This window comes from Streptomyces sp. NPDC039462 (assembly GCF_055639375.1).
The window spans coordinates 249,437-266,235 of record NZ_JBVKAO010000001.1 but is presented as its reverse complement, the minus strand read 5'-3'; the positions used below and the strand labels follow the sequence as shown (position 1 = coordinate 266,235).

18 protein-coding genes and 1 riboswitch are annotated in these 16,799 nt (G+C 72.2%); of the genes, 10 read left to right on the top strand and 8 right to left on the bottom strand.

The window, feature by feature from the left end; translation table 11 throughout:
- Positions 1 to 11 precede the first annotated feature (11 nt).
- Positions 12 to 1,118, bottom strand: coding sequence for a cobalamin biosynthesis protein CobG (locus ACZ7LU_RS01040; protein ID WP_471915267.1), 1,107 nt, complete (start codon positions 1,116 to 1,118; stop codon positions 12 to 14).
- Positions 1,119 to 1,127: 9 nt separating this feature from the next.
- Here ACZ7LU_RS01040 and ACZ7LU_RS01035 point away from each other — a divergent pair, with 9 nt between their 5' ends.
- Together ACZ7LU_RS01035 and cobN are read left to right on the top strand one after the other, a co-directional pair.
- Positions 1,128 to 1,259: a hypothetical protein gene (locus ACZ7LU_RS01035; RefSeq protein ID WP_471915266.1), complete on the top strand. Its 132-nt coding sequence runs from the start codon at positions 1,128 to 1,130 to the stop codon at positions 1,257 to 1,259.
- Between the two features lie 142 nt (positions 1,260 to 1,401).
- Positions 1,402 to 1,525, top strand: a riboswitch (cobalamin riboswitch).
- Positions 1,526 to 1,566: 41 nt separating this feature from the next.
- Entirely contained in the window at positions 1,567 to 5,184 is a 3,618-nt protein-coding gene (gene cobN / locus ACZ7LU_RS01030) for a cobaltochelatase subunit CobN (protein ID WP_471915265.1), read from the top strand.
- On the opposite strand, the gene ACZ7LU_RS01025 is transcribed toward cobN, so the two are convergent.
- Positions 5,136 to 6,440, bottom strand: coding sequence for an amidohydrolase (locus ACZ7LU_RS01025; protein WP_471915264.1), 1,305 nt, complete (start codon positions 6,438 to 6,440; stop codon positions 5,136 to 5,138). The two genes, cobN and ACZ7LU_RS01025, sit on opposite strands and share 49 nt — an antisense overlap.
- Positions 6,441 to 6,565: 125 nt before the next feature.
- Between ACZ7LU_RS01025 and ACZ7LU_RS01020 the strand changes: the two genes are divergently transcribed.
- On the top strand, positions 6,566 to 7,237 hold the full coding sequence (locus tag ACZ7LU_RS01020; protein ID WP_471915263.1) for a histidine phosphatase family protein: 672 nt from the start codon (positions 6,566 to 6,568) through the stop codon (positions 7,235 to 7,237).
- 6 nt (positions 7,238 to 7,243) lie between these two features.
- Here ACZ7LU_RS01020 and ACZ7LU_RS01015 read toward each other — a convergent pair whose 3' ends face one another.
- Positions 7,244 to 7,441 (bottom strand): hypothetical protein, encoded by a 198-nt coding sequence (locus ACZ7LU_RS01015; protein ID WP_398305415.1) that lies wholly within the window; start codon positions 7,439 to 7,441, stop codon positions 7,244 to 7,246.
- A gap of 179 nt (positions 7,442 to 7,620) precedes the next feature.
- On the opposite strand from ACZ7LU_RS01015, the gene ACZ7LU_RS01010 reads away from it, so the two are divergent.
- Positions 7,621 to 7,821: a hypothetical protein gene (locus tag ACZ7LU_RS01010; protein WP_398306039.1), complete on the top strand. Its 201-nt coding sequence runs from the start codon at positions 7,621 to 7,623 to the stop codon at positions 7,819 to 7,821.
- A 121-nt stretch (positions 7,822 to 7,942) separates the two neighbouring features.
- Here ACZ7LU_RS01010 and ACZ7LU_RS01005 read toward each other — a convergent pair whose 3' ends face one another.
- The 3 genes from ACZ7LU_RS01005 to ACZ7LU_RS00995 form a co-directional block, all read right to left on the bottom strand.
- Positions 7,943 to 8,140, bottom strand: a complete 198-nt coding sequence (locus ACZ7LU_RS01005; protein ID WP_468085189.1) for a hypothetical protein — start codon at positions 8,138 to 8,140, stop codon at positions 7,943 to 7,945.
- A gap of 133 nt (positions 8,141 to 8,273) precedes the next feature.
- Positions 8,274 to 8,726 (bottom strand): DUF5994 family protein, encoded by a 453-nt coding sequence (locus tag ACZ7LU_RS01000; protein ID WP_468085188.1) that lies wholly within the window; start codon positions 8,724 to 8,726, stop codon positions 8,274 to 8,276.
- 41 nt (positions 8,727 to 8,767) lie between these two features.
- Entirely contained in the window at positions 8,768 to 9,775 is a 1,008-nt protein-coding gene (locus ACZ7LU_RS00995; protein WP_471915262.1) for an acyl-CoA desaturase, read from the bottom strand.
- 320 nt (positions 9,776 to 10,095) lie between these two features.
- Between ACZ7LU_RS00995 and ACZ7LU_RS00990 the strand changes: the two genes are divergently transcribed.
- Positions 10,096 to 10,443 carry a hypothetical protein gene (locus tag ACZ7LU_RS00990; protein ID WP_471916448.1) on the top strand — a complete coding sequence of 116 codons (348 nt, stop codon included), beginning with the start codon at positions 10,096 to 10,098 and terminating at the stop codon, positions 10,441 to 10,443.
- Here the strand turns inward: ACZ7LU_RS00990 and ACZ7LU_RS00985 are convergent.
- Together ACZ7LU_RS00985 and ACZ7LU_RS00980 are read right to left on the bottom strand one after the other, a co-directional pair.
- Positions 10,440 to 10,796 carry an STAS domain-containing protein gene (locus ACZ7LU_RS00985; protein WP_468085186.1) on the bottom strand — a complete coding sequence of 119 codons (357 nt, stop codon included), beginning with the start codon at positions 10,794 to 10,796 and terminating at the stop codon, positions 10,440 to 10,442. The genes ACZ7LU_RS00990 and ACZ7LU_RS00985 overlap by 4 nt on opposite strands.
- Positions 10,797 to 10,936: 140 nt before the next feature.
- Positions 10,937 to 11,686, bottom strand: coding sequence for a GAF and ANTAR domain-containing protein (locus ACZ7LU_RS00980; RefSeq protein ID WP_471915261.1), 750 nt, complete (start codon positions 11,684 to 11,686; stop codon positions 10,937 to 10,939).
- A 288-nt stretch (positions 11,687 to 11,974) separates the two neighbouring features.
- Here ACZ7LU_RS00980 and ACZ7LU_RS00975 point away from each other — a divergent pair, with 288 nt between their 5' ends.
- The 5 genes from ACZ7LU_RS00975 (at position 11,975) to ACZ7LU_RS00955 (ending at position 16,790) form a co-directional block, all read left to right on the top strand.
- Positions 11,975 to 12,715, top strand: coding sequence for an ANTAR domain-containing protein (locus ACZ7LU_RS00975; RefSeq protein ID WP_468713368.1), 741 nt, complete (start codon positions 11,975 to 11,977; stop codon positions 12,713 to 12,715).
- Positions 12,712 to 13,440: an ANTAR domain-containing protein gene (locus tag ACZ7LU_RS00970; protein WP_471915260.1), complete on the top strand. Its 729-nt coding sequence runs from the start codon at positions 12,712 to 12,714 to the stop codon at positions 13,438 to 13,440. Before ACZ7LU_RS00975 ends, ACZ7LU_RS00970 begins: the two co-directional genes overlap by 4 nt.
- 124 nt (positions 13,441 to 13,564) lie before the next feature.
- On the top strand, positions 13,565 to 14,251 hold the full coding sequence (locus tag ACZ7LU_RS00965) for a GAF and ANTAR domain-containing protein (RefSeq protein WP_468713371.1): 687 nt from the start codon (positions 13,565 to 13,567) through the stop codon (positions 14,249 to 14,251).
- A gap of 160 nt (positions 14,252 to 14,411) precedes the next feature.
- Positions 14,412 to 16,256: a thiamine pyrophosphate-requiring protein gene (locus tag ACZ7LU_RS00960; protein WP_398305397.1), complete on the top strand. Its 1,845-nt coding sequence runs from the start codon at positions 14,412 to 14,414 to the stop codon at positions 16,254 to 16,256.
- A gap of 207 nt (positions 16,257 to 16,463) precedes the next feature.
- Positions 16,464 to 16,790, top strand: coding sequence for a plasmid stabilization protein (locus ACZ7LU_RS00955; RefSeq protein ID WP_398305394.1), 327 nt, complete (start codon positions 16,464 to 16,466; stop codon positions 16,788 to 16,790).
- Positions 16,791 to 16,799: the final 9 nt, after the last annotated feature.

Below are 16,799 nucleotides of genomic sequence, written 5' to 3'. Positions count from 1 at the left end.
TGTGCTCTCGCTCATCTCGTGGCCGTCGTTTTCGTGGTGTTACGTGCCGTGGTGACCGTCTCGGTCAGGGTGCTGCCCGTCACGGCCTCGGTCGAGCCGCCGGTGTGCCGCGTGACCTCGTAGCGGCCGTCGCCGGTCGCGAGGACGTCGACCCAGTCGCCGTGCGGGTGCCCGCAGCGCCGCTCGCAGCCGGACCAGTGGACGGGGAGTCCGCCGGTGCCGGGCACGGCGTCGGCGCGGACGTCGGCGAGGGACTTGGCGCAGCCCGGGCGGCCGGTGCAGGCGCCGACGCCCAGCCAGGGCGAGTCGGATGCGGTGACGTATCCGGCGGCGGCCAGCGCGGCCAGCCGTGCGCGGGCCGCGGCCCCATCGGCGAAGCCAGGGAGCACGAAGCCGCGCCAGGGCGTGACGCGCAGCTCGTCGGCGGGGAGCGGCAGGAGGGCCCGCCACTGGGCGGCGCTCACGCGGCCGAGGGGGGCGTGGACCACCACCGCGCGGCCGACGACGCCCGGGGCGGGCGGCGCGGCGAGCGACGGCAGCGGGACGTCGGCGGGAGTGGCGGAGACGTCGACCCGGGCCAGTGCTCCCGCCAGGTCCGCGGTCGTCCCGTCGGGCAGTTCACGCACCCGCCAGGCCCCGTTGCCCGCCTCGCGCGCGGCGTCGAGGAAGGCCCGGGCGGCGGCGAGGGCGGCGCGCGGGACGTCGGCCCCGGCGACCCGGCAGGCGTGGCCCCCGAGACGTACGACCGCAGTCCCGCCGGATTCTGCGATCAAGGTCACATCGCCGCCGAGCCCGGCCGCATCCCCGCGGCCGTCGTCGAGGGCGAACAGGAAGCGGCCGGAGAGCGCTGTCGTCCACTCCTCCGCGCACAGGAGTCGGTCCAGCTCACGGGCCCACAACTGCACGTCGGCGTGGCCGAGTCCGTCGGTTCCCGCGAGCGGGGACGCCACCACGTTCCGCACCCGCTCGTGGCGCTCGGAGGGCAGCAGGCCGGCGTCCGCGAGCAGCCGGGAGAGTTCGCCGCCGCACGCGTCGCCGAGGCCGCGCAGCTCGATGTTGCCGCGCGAGGTGACGCTGAGGTTCCCGTCCGCCAGACGCTCCGCCGCGGCTGCCAGCACGGAGGCCTGATGCCCCGTCAGGAGCCCGCCGGGCAGCCGGAGTCGGGCGAGGCGCCCGTCGTCCGCGAGGTGCAGGCGGAGGGCTCCGGGGCAGGCGTCACCCCGGTCACGTATGAGGGATTCGCCCTGGTCTGGGGATGATGCTCGGGTGGGCGGCATGGCGGCGAGCATACCCACGCGGATCCGGCCGGTCGCCTCCCGAGACGGACCGTCCTGGCAGGTGGCCGCCCCATCGGCGGCGGGCAGGACTTACTATGCAGGCGGCGGGCCTCCAGGTCCGCCGACGCCAGCGACGGCGTGGGTCCACCAGGACCCCAGGGAGGAAGCCCGGTGCGAATCCGGCGCGGTCCCGCCACTGTGAGCCCCACCCGCGTGGGGTGAGCCAGGAACTCCTGCCGTCCATACGACCACCCGGGGCGCGGACACCCCGAGGAAGGCCTGCGCCCGCATGCTTCTGCTGTTGTCGACCTCCGACACCGACCTGCTCAGCGCCCGCGCGGCGGGAGGCCCGGTCGACTACCGGTTCGCCAACCCGTCCCGTCTGGACCTCGACGCGCTGCCCGCGCTGCTGGACGGCGTCGACCTCGTCGTCGTACGCCTCCTCGGCGGCGTCCGCGCCTGGCAGGATGGCCTCGACCAGCTCATCGCCACCGGCCTTCCGGTCGTCGTGCTCACCGGTGAACAGGCGCCCGACGCCCAGCTGATGGCGTCGTCGACCGTGCCGATCGGCATCGCCGCCGAGGCGCACGCCTACCTCGCGCACGGCGGCCCCGCCAACCTGGAGCAGCTGGCCCGCTTCCTCTCCGACACCGTGCTGCTCACCGGCCACGGCTTCGAGCCGCCCGCCGCCGCCCCCTCCTGGGGCCCGCTGGAGCGCACCGCCCGCGCCGACGTCGAGGGCCCCACGGTCGCCGTGCTCTACTACCGCGCCCACCACATGAGCGGCAACACCGCCTTCGTGGACGCGCTGTGCGGCGCGCTCGAGGACGCGGGCGCCCGCGCGATGCCGCTGTACGTGGCTTCGCTGCGCGCCCCCGAGCCCGAGCTGATCGACGAGCTGCGCGCCGCCGACGCCATCGTGACGACCGTCCTCGCGGCGGGCGGCACCAGGCCCGCCGAGGCGTCGGCGGGCGGTGACGACGAGTCGTGGGACGCGGGCGCGCTGACCGGCCTCGACGTGCCGATCCTCCAGGCGCTCTGCCTGACCGGGTCGCGTTCGGCCTGGGAGGAGAACGACGAGGGCGTCTCGCCGCTGGACGCCGCGAGCCAGATCGCGGTGCCCGAGTTCGACGGACGCCTCATCACGGTCCCCTTCTCCTTCAAGGAGATCGACGAGGACGGCCTTCCCGCGTACGTGGCCGACGCCGAGCGGGCGGCCCGGGTCGCCGGCATCGCCGTACGGCACGCGCGCCTGAAGCGCATCCCGGCCGCCGACAAGCGCCTCGCGCTGGTGCTCTCCGCGTACCCCACCAAGCACTCCCGCATCGGCAACGCGGTCGGCCTCGACACCCCCGCGTCCGCCGTCGCGCTCCTGCGCAGGCTCATCGCCGAGGGCTACGACTTCGGCCCCGAGGCCGACATCCCGGGCCTCGTCTCCGGTGACGGCGACGAGCTGATCCGCGCGCTCATCGACGCGGGCGGCCACGACCAGGAGTGGCTCACCGAGGAGCAGCTCGCCGCCAACCCGGTGCGCATCCCGGCCGCCGACTACAAGCGGTGGTACGCGACGCTGCCGCAGGAGCTGCGGGACTCGGTCGAGCAGCACTGGGGGCCGCCGCCCGGCGAGATGTTCCTGGACCGCTCACGGGTCGGCAACGGCGGCGACCCGGAGGGCGACATCGTGCTCGCCGCCCTGCGCCGCGGCAACCTCCTCATCCTCATCCAGCCGCCGCGCGGCTTCGGCGAGAACCCCATCGCGATCTACCACGACCCGGACCTGCCGCCGTCGCACCACTACCTGGCGGCGTACCGCTGGATCGCGGCGCCCGCGGCCGACGGCGGCTTCGGCGCCGACGCGATGATCCACCTCGGCAAGCACGGCAACCTGGAGTGGCTGCCCGGCAAGAACGCGGGCCTGTCCGCCGCCTGCGGCCCCGACGCCGCGCTCGGCGACCTGCCGCTGATCTACCCCTTCCTGGTCAACGACCCGGGCGAGGGCACCCAGGCCAAGCGCCGCGTGCACGCCACGCTCATCGACCACCTGGTGCCGCCGATGGCGCGCGCCGACTCCTACGGCGACATCGCGCGCCTGGAGCAGCTCCTCGACGAGTACGCGCAGATCAGCTCCATGGACCCGGCGAAACTGCCGGCGATCCGCGCGCAGATCTGGACGCTCATCCAGGCCGCGAAGCTCGACCACGACCTGGGTCTGGAGGACCGTCCGGACGACGACGGCTTCGACGACTTCCTGCTGCACGTCGACGGCTGGCTCTGCGAGATCAAGGACGCGCAGATCCGCGACGGCCTGCACGTCCTCGGCACCGCCCCGGCCGCCGGTGACCGCGTCAACCTCGTCCTCGCGATCCTGCGGGCCCGCCAGATCTGGGGCGGCACGACCGCCCTGCCCGGCCTGCGCGAAGCCCTCGGCCTCGACGAGTCGGCCGCGACGCGCACCACCGCCGACGCCGCCGAGGAGCAGGCCCGCGCGCTGGTCCAGGCGATGGACGACGCGGACTGGGACCTCGCCGCCGTCCCCCGCGACCAGGGCGAACAGGTCGCCGCCGTCCTGGAGTTCGCCGCTCGCGAGGTCGTGCCGCGCCTCGCGGCCACCACCGCCGAGCTCGACCACTCCGTGCACGCGCTGAACGGCGGCTTCGTCCCTGCGGGCCCCTCGGGCTCCCCGCTGCGCGGCCTGGTCAACGTCCTGCCGACCGGCCGCAACTTCTACTCGGTCGACCCGAAGGCCGTCCCGTCCCGCCTCGCGTGGGAGACGGGCCAGGCCCTCGCCGACTCCCTCATCGAGCGGTATCGGACGGACAACGGCGAGTACCCCACGTCCGTCGGCCTCTCCCTGTGGGGCACGAGCGCGATGCGCACGGCGGGCGACGACGTCGCCGAGGCCATGGCGCTGCTCGGCGTCCGCCCGGTCTGGGACGACGCGTCGCGCCGCGTCACGGGCCTGGAGGCCATCCCGTACGAGGAGCTGGGCCGCCCCCGCATCGACGTGACGCTGCGCATCTCGGGCTTCTTCCGCGACGCGTTCCCGCACACCATCGGCCTGCTCGACGACGCGGTGCGGCTCGCCGCCTCGCTCGACGAGCCCGCCGACCAGAATCACGTACGCGCCCACGCCCAGGCCGACCTGGCCGAGCACGGCGACGAGCGCCGGGCCACCACCCGCATCTTCGGATCGCGCCCCGGTACGTACGGCGCGGGCCTGCTCCAGCTCATCGACTCCCGCGACTGGCGCACCGACGCGGACCTCGCCGAGGTCTACACGGTGTGGGGCGGCTACGCGTACGGCCGCGGGCTCGAAGGCCGCCCGGCCCGCGCCGAGATGGAGACCGCGTACAAGCGCATCGCCGTCGCCGCGAAGAACACCGACACCCGCGAGCACGACATCGCGGACTCGGACGACTACTTCCAGTACCACGGCGGCATGGTGGCGACCGTGCGCGCGCTGCGGGGCACGGCCCCGGAGGCGTACATCGGGGACTCGACGCGCCCCGAGACGGTCCGCACGCGCACGCTGGTCGAGGAGACCTCGCGGGTGTTCCGTGCCCGCGTGGTCAACCCCAAGTGGATCGAGGCGATGCGCCGCCACGGCTACAAGGGCGCCTTCGAACTCGCCGCCACCGTGGACTACTTGTTCGGGTACGACGCCACGACGGGCGTCGTCGCCGACTGGATGTACGACAAGCTCACGGAGACGTACGTCCTGGACCCGACGAACCGTCAGTTCCTCCAGGAGGCCAACCCCTGGGCCCTGCACGGCATCGCGGAACGCCTTCTGGAGGCGGAGTCGCGCGGCATGTGGGCCAAGCCGGACCCGGCCGTGCTCGAAGCGCTGCGGCAGGCCTACCTGGAGTCCGAGGGCGACTTGGAGGACGGCGGCGACGAGGGCTGAGGGCCGGTCTTCGCACCCCCGAGCCAGGCGAGTGCGGCCGTCGTCAGCGCCGTGACGCCGGTGGTGACGGCCGGCTCGACCAGCGGGGCGAAGAACGGCGAGTGGTTGGACGGGATGTCGCGCTCGAAGGTCCCCGCCTTCTGCGCGGCGACCACCTCCGCGGGGTCGGCGCCGCCGAACAGCCAGTAGCAGAGCGGGACTTCGCGATCCGCACAGGTCGCGAAGTACCCGACGTCCTCGCTGCCGGTCACGGGACCCGGGTCGAGGATCCGGTCCTCGCCGAGCACCGCGCCGATCGCCGCCATCGTCCTCTCGACGGCGGCCGCGTCGTTGTCGAGGACGGGGAACGCGTCGATCTCCGTGATCTCGGGCTCCCGCTCCGCCCCCGCCGTGACCGCCTCGCCCTTGATGATGCGCTCGACGGCGGCGAGGACCCGCCTGCGGACCTCGGGCGTGTACGTCCGGATGTTGATCTGCAGCTCGGCCTCGTCCGGGATGATGTTGTCCTTCGTGCCCGCCCGCAGCGAGCCGACGGTGACCACGGCCGTCTCGCCGCCCGCGATCTCCCGCGACACGACCGTCTGCAAGCGCATCACGGTCGCGGCGGCCATCACCACGGGGTCGATCGACGCCTCGGGACGCGAGCCGTGCGCGCCCTTGCCGAACATCCGCACGCGCAGGGCGTCGGTCGCCGCGAAGGCGGCCCCGGAGTGCGCCCCGATCATGCCGACGGGGAGCGGCGCGACGTGCTGCCCGAGCACGACGTCCGGGATGCCGAACCGCTCGTAGAAGCCGTCCTCGACCATCGCCCGCGCGCCCTGCGCGGTCTCCTCGGCGGGCTGGAAGACGCCGACGATCCTGCCCGACCAGCCGTCGCGGGCGTCCGCGAGCAGCCGCAGCGCGCCCAGCAGACAGGTGACGTGCATGTCGTGGCCGCAGGCGTGCATCACGCCGTCGTTGACGGACGAGTACGGAAGTCCGGTGCGCTCCGTCACGGGCAGCGCGTCGAAGTCGGCGCGCAGCAGGACGGTCGGGCCCTCGCCGTTCGCCAGGACGGCGACCACACCGGTGCGGCCGACGCCGGTCGTGACCTCGTACCCGTACGAGGCGGCGCGCCGGGCGACCTCGGCGGCGGTGCGGTGTTCCTCGAAGGACAGCTCGGGGTGGGCGTGCAGATCGCGGTAGAGATCGGCGAGCTCGCCCTTGATGGCGTCGAGGCCCCGCAAGGCGGAGGCGGTCCGTTCGGCGGCGGTCATGTCACGCTCCTCGTCTGTCGTACTCCCGCCACCCTACGTACGAGGCTCAGGGGCGCCCGGAACCGGTCACACCGCGAGCACGTCACCCCAGTCGTCACCGAAGATCGGAAAGGGACCGCCGCGCCATGCCCACACCGCCCCCGACCACCCCGCACCCCACGAACACCGCGCACCCCACGCACAGCACGCGCCACCTCTACATCGCCCGGCACGGCGAGGCCACCCCGGACGAGAGCGGGCTGACGCAGAGCGGCCTCAGACAGGCGGTCCTCCTCGGCGAACGCCTCCGGAGCGTGCCCCTCTCGGCGATCCACCACGGCCCGCTCCCCCGCGCCGAACAGACGGCCCGCCTGGTGGCCGACCAGTTGAACGGCGCCGTCCCCCTGCACCGCTCGGCCCCGGCGGGCGACTATCTCCCCCACCTCCCGCACAGGGACGAACTGCCGCCCGAGACGGCCGACGCGACGCTGGCGCGCCTGGCGGAGTTCCCCGAGGCCGAGCGCGTGGACGGCCCCGCCCTGGCCCAGGAGGCCCTCGCCCGCTTCACCGGCCCGGTCCCCGGCGACGAGCCGCGCCACGAACTGCTCGTCACCCACAACTTCCTGATCGGCTGGCTGGTCCGCGCCGCGCTGGAGACCCCGCCGGCGCGCTGGCTGGGCCTCAACCACTGCAACGCGGCGCTGACGGCCATCCGCTACACCCCGGGCCGCCCCGCCGCCCTGGTGTTCTACAACGACATGCGCCACCTGCCCGACGAACTGCGCTGGACCGGCTTTCCCCCAGAGCTGCGCGCCTGAGCCCCCTTACGGCGGCCCGCCCGGCAGCACGATGTTGTTGATCAACGGCCCCTCGACGGAGATCCCTTCGTTGATCAGCGTGTCGATGACGGGCAGCGGAATGGGATTCGCCGCGGCGGTCGCGGCCGTTGCGGTGGAGAGGACGAGCCCGCCGACGAGGGCGGCGGCGAGGGTGATGACGGCGACGACGTGCCGAGGCGACATGCAACAGCCTTTCTGCGCACGGAGGTTGGACGAACCGGGGAGCGGGAGACAACCCGTTCGTATGATCGTCGGTGACTTCCTGCCCGCGCCGGGGTTACACAGGGCGAACGGGCCGTGCTCGACGGCCCGGACACGCACGCTTCAAGGAGGCCGCAGTGAACGGCAGTTGGGCGCAGAAGATGTCCCGTTGGGCGCTGGTCGCGGCGATGACGGCCACGCCGGCCGTCCTGTGCTCCGGCACGGCACACGCCGACGAGGAGAACCACAACTCGCACAACGCGCCCAGGGTCGGGCTGATCAACACCGGCCAGATCGACGACCCGCTGGAAGACGTGCTGGAACACACCCTGAACTTCGGCGACGGCTACCGGTGGGGCTGACGGCCTGAGCGCCGGGGCGCGAGCGACCGACACCCGCACTTGCGGCTCCCGATCCGATCCGGCCCCAACCGGTCCGGTCCTGAAGACGCAAGTGCGGTGCGGGTGAGAGCGAGCGCTCAGGTCACGGCGCGAGACACCCCGTGAGCGGGATCTCCGTGGGGAGGCCGGGGCTCGCCGGGTCGACGAGCGCCGTGATCTCCGCGGGCGCCTGGGCCAGACAGTCGACGGTCGCGACGGGATCCGGCACGGCGCTCGCGGGCGCCGCGAGGACTCCCAGCAACGCGACGGCACCGAGAATGACGGCGGCGGTACGGCGCATGTGAACTCTCCTTCATGTCAGCGAAGTTGCCTCCGGCTCGACGATCAGCGCGAGCCGCTCCGTGACTCCCCAACCCCGGATCGCGATACGCCCGATATCACCCGTACGTGAAAGAAGTAACGATTCACCTGGCTCAGCTCTGCCCGCTCGCGGCGGCGGCCATGAGCAGGGCCGCCGATTCCGGGGCCGACCCCGGCGGCACGACCACCAGGTCCCAGCGCCCTCTGCCGGGGGCAAGCAGGACGACGGTGTGCGGGAGTGACGCCGCGAGGTTCCTGTGCAGTCGTACGGCCCGGCCGGCGACGGACAGCCGGCCGGGCGGCTCGGTCCACACCGCCCCGTTCACCGTGACGCTGCCGATGGGGCCCCACAGCGGTGGCAGGCCGGCGAGCAGCCCGGGGAGTTCGGCGAGCACGTCGTACGAGTACGGCCACCACGCTCCGTCGATGGCGCGGGGCAGAGCGCCGTGCGGAGCCAGCCGCAGCCGGAGGAGGGGCCGGGGCCGGGCTTGGAGGTGGGGATGGGGGTGGGGCCGGATTCGGACCTGAGTCTGGGAATGGTGGGGCAGTTCCGGAGCGATGGCCATGATGTCCCTCTCGATTGCCTTGCCGACGGGGTGGCCGGCCTTCAGGAACGACGTCGGGCGGCGACCCGGGACCGCGTCGGCCAACGCACGTCGTACACCCAGCCCAGGCGTTCGAAGAGACGGATGGCGGCGGCCGACAGGTCGACCTGACCAGGGTCGACGCCGTGCCGGGCGCTGGTGGGGTCGGCGTGGTGGAGGTTGTGCCAGCTCTCCCCGAAGGAGAGCAGGGCCAGCGGCCACAGGTTGGTGGCCCGGTCATGGCGCCTCGTACGGAACGGACGCTCACCGATCATGTGGCACAGCGAGTTGACGCTCCAGGTCACATGCTGGAGCAGGGCGATGCGCACAAGCCCCGCCCAGAGCAGCGCCGTTGTCCCGTACAGCCAGGAACCGCCGATCGCCCAGCCAAGCCCGAACGGCAGCGCGAGCGTGAGCACACACAGCACCGGGAAGGCACGGGAGACGGCGCGGATGTCGCGGTCGGCGAGGAGGTCGGGGGCGTAACGCTCCGCCGGGGTCTGCTCGTTGCGGAACAGCCAGCCGACATGAGCGTGCAGCAGCCCGCGCAACTGGCCGCGCAGGTGCGTGCCGTAGCGGTACGGCGAGTGCGGGTCGCCCGGCCGGTCGGTGAAGGCGTGATGCCGTCGGTGCGTGGCGACCCAGCCGATGACGTCGCCCTGGAAACTCATGGACCCGGCCACCGCGAGTGCGCAGCGCAGGGGCCGCGCGGCACGGTAGGACCCGTGGGTCAGCCCGCGGTGGAAGCCGACCGTGACACCGAGGCCGGTGACCACGTAGAAGACGGCGAAGAGCAGCACGTCGACGGGGTGGACGAGACGGCCCCACAGCAGCCAGCCGGCCAGGCCGAGCGCCACGAACGGCAGGACGACGATCAGCGCCGTCACCATGACGTACAGCCGTTCACCGCCGCTTCGCTCGCGCTCCGGCCCGTCGGGCGGGAAGGGAGACATGCCGTCGTAACTCTCGGGCGGCGTCTGGTCGGTGATCGGCGGGGACGCCGATGGGGGTGTGCCGGAAAGGAGCGACATGCGGGGGACCTCGGCCTCGGTGCGTGACGCGGCCGGGGTCCTGGGCTGCCTCTGTGGGATGGGATGACGCGAGGGCCGGGCCGGCCGGTCAGGACACCGGCACACGGAGTGCCCTCGCCACTCAACGGTACTCCCCCAGCACCGTATTGCCGTCGGCTCCGCGAGAAAGCTGTCCGGCTCGCCCGGGTATCGCGTTGACACGGACCGCCGCCGGACGTTGACTGGCTGCACGGCGCAGAGCCATGTCGCTACGGAACGCCGGCCAGGAACAGGCCGCCGAGAAGACCGAAGAACGCCTACCCGCGGACGGAAGCGGCACAATGATGTACGACCAAAGACGCGCTCAGCAGCCCGCGGACCAGCCACGAGGCCGTGCCGAACCCGCCGCGGCGGGCCCCGAGCCGCTGCTGCCGTCGGACGAGCGCGAAAAGATCACCCGGCGCCTCGGCCACGCCATCAACACCTTCGCCGACACCCCGCGCGACGCGCTGGAAGAGGCCGACGCCGCCCTGAACGAGACCTCCGCTCTGCTGATGGAGGCCATCGCGGAACGGAGACGCGCGCTGCGCGCGGACTGGCAGGAGCAGGACCCCGGCACCGAGGCCGTCGAACTCCGGCTCGCGCTGCGCCAGTACCGGGAGATCACCCAACGGCTGCTGCGCCTCTAGGCCACTGTCCGCGGTGCCGGTGGCGGGAGATGGTCCAGGATCTCGAAGTGCAGACGCAGGCTCGGGTGGCGGAGCAGCTTGAGCGTCATCGACTGCGTGCAGATCAGGCGTAGCCGTCCGTCCTTTCTGGCGCGGGCGCGGGTCAGAACCCGCACACCGGAACCGTCCATGAACGTCACTTGGCGCAGGTCGATCAGGAGCTCGGCGGAGTGCGGGGTCGTCAGCTTGTCGAGGTACGAGGTGATGGCGGGCGCGGTGGCGACGTCGATCTCTCCCCGCAGGCAGACCACGAGATCGGGCCCGTGCTCGTGTACGGACTCGATGCAGGACGTCGTGGGCGTCGAAGACGACATGACCCTCATTTGGCCGATTACGGTGCGTCCCCCTGGGGACCGGTCGCCAACGGGGTCTGGGCCGGCGCTTCACGATAATGGCCGGTAAGTACCTGTCGCGACACTTGAGTCGATCGTCTGCGGCGCCCGCCTCGCGCCTGCTATGGGGCCTGATGGTCGCCTGGGGAGCCCGGGGACGGGGGGTCCGGAAGGGTCAGGCCGTCATGGACGACGGCGTGGGCGAGGGCCGTCAGGTCCGTCTCCCGGGCGTGGGCGTGGGCCCGCAACAGGGCCAGAGCCTGGACGCCGGTGAGGGAGTGGCGGTAGGTGATCATGCCGATGGCCTGGTGGACCGTCGCGTCGACGGGCAGCAGCCAGGCGCTCGCGAGGTCGTCCTCGGTCGCCAGGGGCGCGGCCAGGAGCAGGAGCTCGGCGGCGGCGGCGTGGTCCTTGGCGGTGTGCAGGTCGGCGTCGGAGATCGGGCCGGGACGGTGCCGGTAGAGGCAGAGGACGAGACCGGCCTGCCGTGCCGGGTCGCTGCCGTTGAGGACGGGCAGGGCGAAGACCGCACGGATGTGGTGGGCCTTGGCGTCGTGGGCGTAGAAGGGCCACTCACGGGTGACGTCCGGGTCGTCGAGGTCGTCGGCGAGAACCATGGCCCGTCGGCGCAGGGCCTGTACGCACGGCCCCTCTCCGAGGTTGATCTGGAGTGCCTCGCCCTGGGCGGCCAGCGGACCGACGGCACACAGCGACACCCGCTGCGCCATGGCGGCGTCGACCGCCAGCGTCAGGCCCACCGAATAGGCGCTGTGCAGGGCCGACCGGCACGACGCGCCGATGCGGCCCGCCGGGTCGGCGTGGCCCGTGTGACGCGCGGCGAGGACCACGGCTTCCGGCCGTGGGGCGGTCATCGGAGTCTCGATGCGGAAACGTGCGGACGAGCCGACCGGTGGTGCGCGGGCATCTTGGTATCCGATCTCCGGCATTCACCGCCGATGCTGCCCCGATCGGAAGCCAATGTCAGGAAGAGGGCGGCGTGCGCCTGCGGGCAGCTTGTGTCTCCACCCTACGCCCGGCCTTCGCCCACTACGGGCGCCCGGCGCCCGCATCCGCCGGACTGTCCCTAGACTGGGCCTGTCCGGAGCGCGCCCCCACCGCGGGGGTGCTCCCGAGGCGGCCGCATCGGGAGGTGAAGAGCTGTGGGAACCAACGATCTGGCCGCCGTGCTGGAAAGTCTGCGCCCCTCCTACGGTGATGTGGGGCTGATCGGCGCCGACCCGAATCTGTGCGCACAGATCCTGCGGGTGGACGGCATCGCCGTCTCCGCGACAACGGACAGCGGGCTGAGCGAATTGCTGTGGGCCACCGCGGGCGCCAGCGCACGGCTGGAGGACCTGCAGTTCACGCTCGGCCAGGGGCCGGGAATCGAGACGGCCGCCTCCGTCGCGCCCGTCCTCGTGCCGGACCTGTCGTCCTTGCCTGCCGACCGCTGGCCCGCGCTGGCATCCGAGGCCGAGGCGCTGGGCGTCGGGGCGGTCTTCTGCTTCCCGCTGTCCCTCGGGTCCGCCTGCCTGGGCACCATGACCCTGCAGCGCGGGACACCCGGTCCGATCGCGGACGCCACCATGACCGACGTCCTGCTCGTGGCCAACGCCCTGGTCGCCCTCCTCCTCGATGGCGGCGCGCAGCAGACCTCCTTCGCCGATGCCGACGACGCATCGGACTTCTACCGCGCCGCTGTGCATCAGGCCAGCGGCATGGTCAGCGTGCAGGCCGGGGTCTCCCTGGCCCAGGCTCTCCTTCGACTGCGTGCCCACGCCTACCGGCACGGGCGGTCCGTGGTGGAGGTCGCCGAGGACGTGGTAGCCAGGCGGCTGAGCTTCCAGAATGATGAAAACGGGCCGGGTACTCCTGCCGGCGAAGGGACTGAAGGGTCATGACACGTGAAGAAGAACTGCTGGCAGCCATGGTCGAGGCCGTAGACACCCTCGTCGACGACTTCGACCTGATCGACTTCCTGCACCAGCTGTGCGACCGGTGCAACAACCTGCTCGACGTCTCCGCCGTGGGCGTCATGCTCGCCGACCCCAGCGGCAGCCTGCAGCTGATCGCCGCGTCCGACGAGCACACCCGGCTGCTTGAACTCTTCGCCATCCAGAGCGCCGAGGGACCGTGCGTGGAGTGCTTCCGCAACGGCACCGCCCAGCTCAACATCGCCCTGACGTCACCGGTGCGGACGGTCGGGTTCCCGCGTTTCGCGGAGCGCGCCCGCCAGGCCGGCTTCGTCACCACCCACGCCCTGCCGATGCGCATGCGCCAGCAGATCGTCGGCGCGCTGAACCTCTTCGACGTCCGCGACCAGAAGCTCAGCGAACGTGACGCGCGGGTGGCGCAGGCACTGGCCGACGTGGCGACCATCGCCATCCTGCAGCACCGCACCATCGTGCACGGCAACGTGGAGCGGACCCAACTGCGGGCCGCCCTGTCGAGCCGCATCGTCATCGAGCAGGCCAAGGGAATTCTCGCCGAACGCTGGAGCGCCACACTCGACGAGTCGTTCGACGCCCTGCGCCGCCATGCCCGTAGTCACCAGCAGTCCCTGACCGAGCTGTGCCGTCAGCTCATCGACGGCTCCCTCGACACCTCCGCCATCCACCGCCCCTGACCACACGCTCCGCACCGCACGCCCCCGGCCGCAACCGTCCGGCCCCGTATCCGCCCCGGCCCCCGGCGGAAGGACGTGTCCCTTTCGCCGTCTGTCCGGCACGTACCCATCGTAGGGACGCCTCGTGAACCAGGATCACCACGCCGCGGCCTGGCAGCGCGTCAGCGCCGCCGCCGGCGGCCCCACGCTCGCCACCGGCTGCCGGGCCTGTGCCGACGACCTGGAAGCCGACTTCGCCGGGGTGAGCCTCGTGACCGCCGGTGAACTGCGCCTGATGGGCGCGGCCACGGACGAGCGGGCCCGGCTCGTGGAGGACGCCCAACTGGTCACCGGGGAGGGGCCGTGCACCGATGCCTTCACCCGCCGCTCCCCCGTCGAGGTGCAGGACCTGCAGCAGGTGACCGCCCGGTGGCCCGCCTACGGCCCCACCGCCGCCGAGCAGGGCGCCCGCAGCGTCTTGGCACTGCCCCTCGCCATCGGCACGCTCACCATCGGTGTCCTGGACCTCTACCGCTGCGCGCCCACCCGGTTCACCCCCGCACAGCATGAGCGGGCCGACGCCTACACACGCGTCCTCGCCGTCCTCGCCCTGTACGAGCACCCCCACCTCCTCACCACCCGGAGCCGGCTGACCCAGAGCGGGCCGCACGGCTATCCGCCCACCGTCCACATGGCCGCCGGCGTCATCGCCGCCAAGTACGGGCTCAGCGCCGACGACGCCCTGGCCCGCCTCCGGGCGCACTCCTTCCGGCACAACCAGCCCCTGCTGCGCACCGCCGAACACGTCATCGACCACCAGCGGCTCGACTGACCGGTCTCTCCGGCACGGCTCCCGTGCTGGCCCACATGGCGGGCCCGGTGTCATCCGTTCCCCGGTCGGTGCCGTCACGTCGGATTCCCGCATGTCACCCGGTGTTAGGGGTACAGGGCGGGCACTACCGCACATAACGACACCACACCGGAGATTCGTCATGTCCACCACGAAGGTTTCCGACTACATCCTCCAGCGCCTGCGCGAGTGGGACGTGGAGCACGTCTTCGCCTACGCCGGGGACGGGATCAACGGACTGCTCGCGGCGTGGGGGCGCGCCGACAACAAACCGAAGTTCGTGCAGGCCCGCCACGAGGAGATGGCGGCCTTCCAAGCGGTGGGGTACGCCAAGTTCTCCGGCAAGGTCGGCGTGTGTGCCGCCACCTCGGGTCCGGGCGCGATCCACCTGCTCAACGGCCTGTACGACGCGAAGCTCGACCACGTCCCTGTCGTGGCGCTGGTGGGCCAGACCAACCGCAGCGCCATGGGCGGCTCGTACCAGCAGGAAGTGGATCTCGCGAGCCTGTACAAGGACGTCGCGTCGGACTTCTGCGAGACCGTGACGGTTCCCGAGCAGCTGCCCAACGTCATCGACCGCGCGATGCGCACGGCCTACGCCAAGCGCACGGTCACGGCGGTCATCATCCCCGCCGACGTGCAGGAGCTGGACTACTCCCCGCCCACCCACGCGTTCAAGATGGTGCCCTCCAGCCTGGGCATCGGTCGGTACGCACCCGTGCCGGCCGACGAGGACATCGCGCGGGCGGCCGAGGTCCTGAACGCCGGCGAGAAGGTGGCCGTCCTCATCGGGCAGGGTGCGCGCGGCGCCCGCGACGAGGTCGAGCGGCTCGCGGACGTGCTCGGCGCGGGCGTGGCCAAGGCGCTGCTCGGCAAGGACGCGCTGCCGGACGACCTGCCCTACGTCACCGGTGCGATCGGGCTGCTCGGCACGAGGCCCTCGTACGAGCTGATGCAGGAGTGCGACACCCTGCTGATGATCGGCTCCAGCTTCCCGTACGCACAGTTCCTGCCCGACTTCGACCAGGCGCGGGCGGTGCAGATCGACATCGACCCGCACATGATCGGGCTGCGGTATCCCTTCGAGGTGAACCTCGTGGGCGACGCGCGCGAGACGCTGCGACGCCTCCTGCCGCGCCTGCACCGCAAGGAGAGCCGGGCCTGGCGCGAGAAGGTCGAGAAGAACGTCGCGCGGTGGTGGGAGGTCATGCAGCGCCGTGCCGCGGTGGACGCCGACCCCATCAACCCGGAGTACGTGGTCCACGCCCTGGACGGCAAGCTGCCGGACGATGCCATCCTCTCCGCCGACTCCGGCTCCGCCGCCAACTGGTACGCCCGGCATCTGCGGCTGCGCGGCACCATGCGCGGTTCGCTCTCCGGCACGCTGGCGACGATGGGGCCGGGCGTGCCCTACGCCATCGGCGCCAAGTTCGCCCACCCGGACCGCCCGGCGATCGCCATCGTCGGCGACGGCGCCATGCAGATGAACGGCATGATGGAGATGGTCACCGCCGCGAAGTACCACCACGAGTGGTCCGACCCGCGCCTGATCGTGGCCGTCCTGAACAACAGCGACCTCAACCAGGTCACCTGGGAGATGCGGGCGATGTCGGGCGCCCCGCAGTTCGAGGAGTCGCAGCACCTGCCCGATCTGCCCTACGCCGACATCGCGCGGTCCATGGGCCTCGGCGGCGTACGGGTGGAGAAGCCCAAGCACGTCGAGGCCGCCTGGGACCAGGCGCTCGCCGCGGACCGGCCCTTCGTCATCGACTTCCGCACGGACCCGGCCGTCCCGCCCATCCCGCCGCACGCGTCGCTGGACCAGATCGAGGCCGCCGCCTCGGCGATCCTGCACGGCGACAGCGACCGCGGTTCCGTGATCAAGCAGGGCTTCAAGGCCAAGGTGCAGGAGATGCTGCCGGGCAGCCGGCACCGCGGCGACCGGCCCGGCGCCGGAGAGCACGACAGCGGCGAACAGGACAAGTGACAGGCGGGCCGCGACTCGCCTCCTCATCCGTTCGGTCGCTGTCTGCTCGCACACCACCGGCACCCCGCATCAGATGGATTCCATCCGATCTGCCCGGATTTCCCGAATTCTGTGATTCCCGGGTGAGGAGCCGACCGTCGGGTACGCGAGAAGTCACCGTGAAGCGGATGCGGTCAAGCAGCCCATCCGGTCTGGAAGGAGAACACCATGCCGCAGGGTTCCAGCCCCAAGCGCGAGCGTCAGTACGAGCACATCAAGGAGGGCGCCGAGAAGCGCGGCACCTCCAAGGGCCGCGCGAAGGAGATCGCCGCGCGCACCGTGAACAAGGAGCGGGCCCGCTCCGGTGAGTCGAAGACCGCGAGCAAGACGTCCACCCAGGACAGGAAGTCCGCCCCGCAGCGCGGCGGCGAGCGTTCGCACAGCGGCTCCCAGGGGCCGACGAAGGACCAGCTGTACGCGGAGGCGAAGAAGAAGAACATCGACGGCCGTTCGTCGATGAACAAGGACGAACTCGCCAAGGCCCTCGGCCGCTGACCGCGGCGC

Coding starts and splice junctions, on each gene's coding strand:
- ACZ7LU_RS00970 (WP_471915260.1), top strand. CDS start 12,712: ATGACACGTGAAGAAGAACTGCTGGCAGCCATGGTCGAGGCCGTAGAC.
- ACZ7LU_RS00960 (WP_398305397.1), top strand. CDS start 14,412: ATGTCCACCACGAAGGTTTCCGACTACATCCTCCAGCGCCTGCGCGAG.
- ACZ7LU_RS00985 (WP_468085186.1), bottom strand. CDS start 10,796: ATGTCGTCTTCGACGCCCACGACGTCCTGCATCGAGTCCGTACACGAG.
- ACZ7LU_RS01000 (WP_468085188.1), bottom strand. CDS start 8,726: ATGGCCATCGCTCCGGAACTGCCCCACCATTCCCAGACTCAGGTCCGA.
- ACZ7LU_RS00990 (WP_471916448.1), top strand. CDS start 10,096: ATGATGTACGACCAAAGACGCGCTCAGCAGCCCGCGGACCAGCCACGA.
- ACZ7LU_RS01035 (WP_471915266.1), top strand. CDS start 1,128: ATGCCCCGTCAGGAGCCCGCCGGGCAGCCGGAGTCGGGCGAGGCGCCC.
- ACZ7LU_RS00955 (WP_398305394.1), top strand. CDS start 16,464: ATGCCGCAGGGTTCCAGCCCCAAGCGCGAGCGTCAGTACGAGCACATC.
- ACZ7LU_RS00980 (WP_471915261.1), bottom strand. CDS start 11,686: ATGACCGCCCCACGGCCGGAAGCCGTGGTCCTCGCCGCGCGTCACACG.
- ACZ7LU_RS00995 (WP_471915262.1), bottom strand. CDS start 9,775: ATGTCGCTCCTTTCCGGCACACCCCCATCGGCGTCCCCGCCGATCACC.
- ACZ7LU_RS01025 (WP_471915264.1), bottom strand. CDS start 6,440: ATGACCGCCGCCGAACGGACCGCCTCCGCCTTGCGGGGCCTCGACGCC.
- ACZ7LU_RS01010 (WP_398306039.1), top strand. CDS start 7,621: ATGTCCCGTTGGGCGCTGGTCGCGGCGATGACGGCCACGCCGGCCGTC.
- cobN (WP_471915265.1), top strand. CDS start 1,567: ATGCTTCTGCTGTTGTCGACCTCCGACACCGACCTGCTCAGCGCCCGC.
- ACZ7LU_RS01020 (WP_471915263.1), top strand. CDS start 6,566: ATGCCCACACCGCCCCCGACCACCCCGCACCCCACGAACACCGCGCAC.
- ACZ7LU_RS01005 (WP_468085189.1), bottom strand. CDS start 8,140: ATGCGCCGTACCGCCGCCGTCATTCTCGGTGCCGTCGCGTTGCTGGGA.
- ACZ7LU_RS01015 (WP_398305415.1), bottom strand. CDS start 7,441: ATGTCGCCTCGGCACGTCGTCGCCGTCATCACCCTCGCCGCCGCCCTC.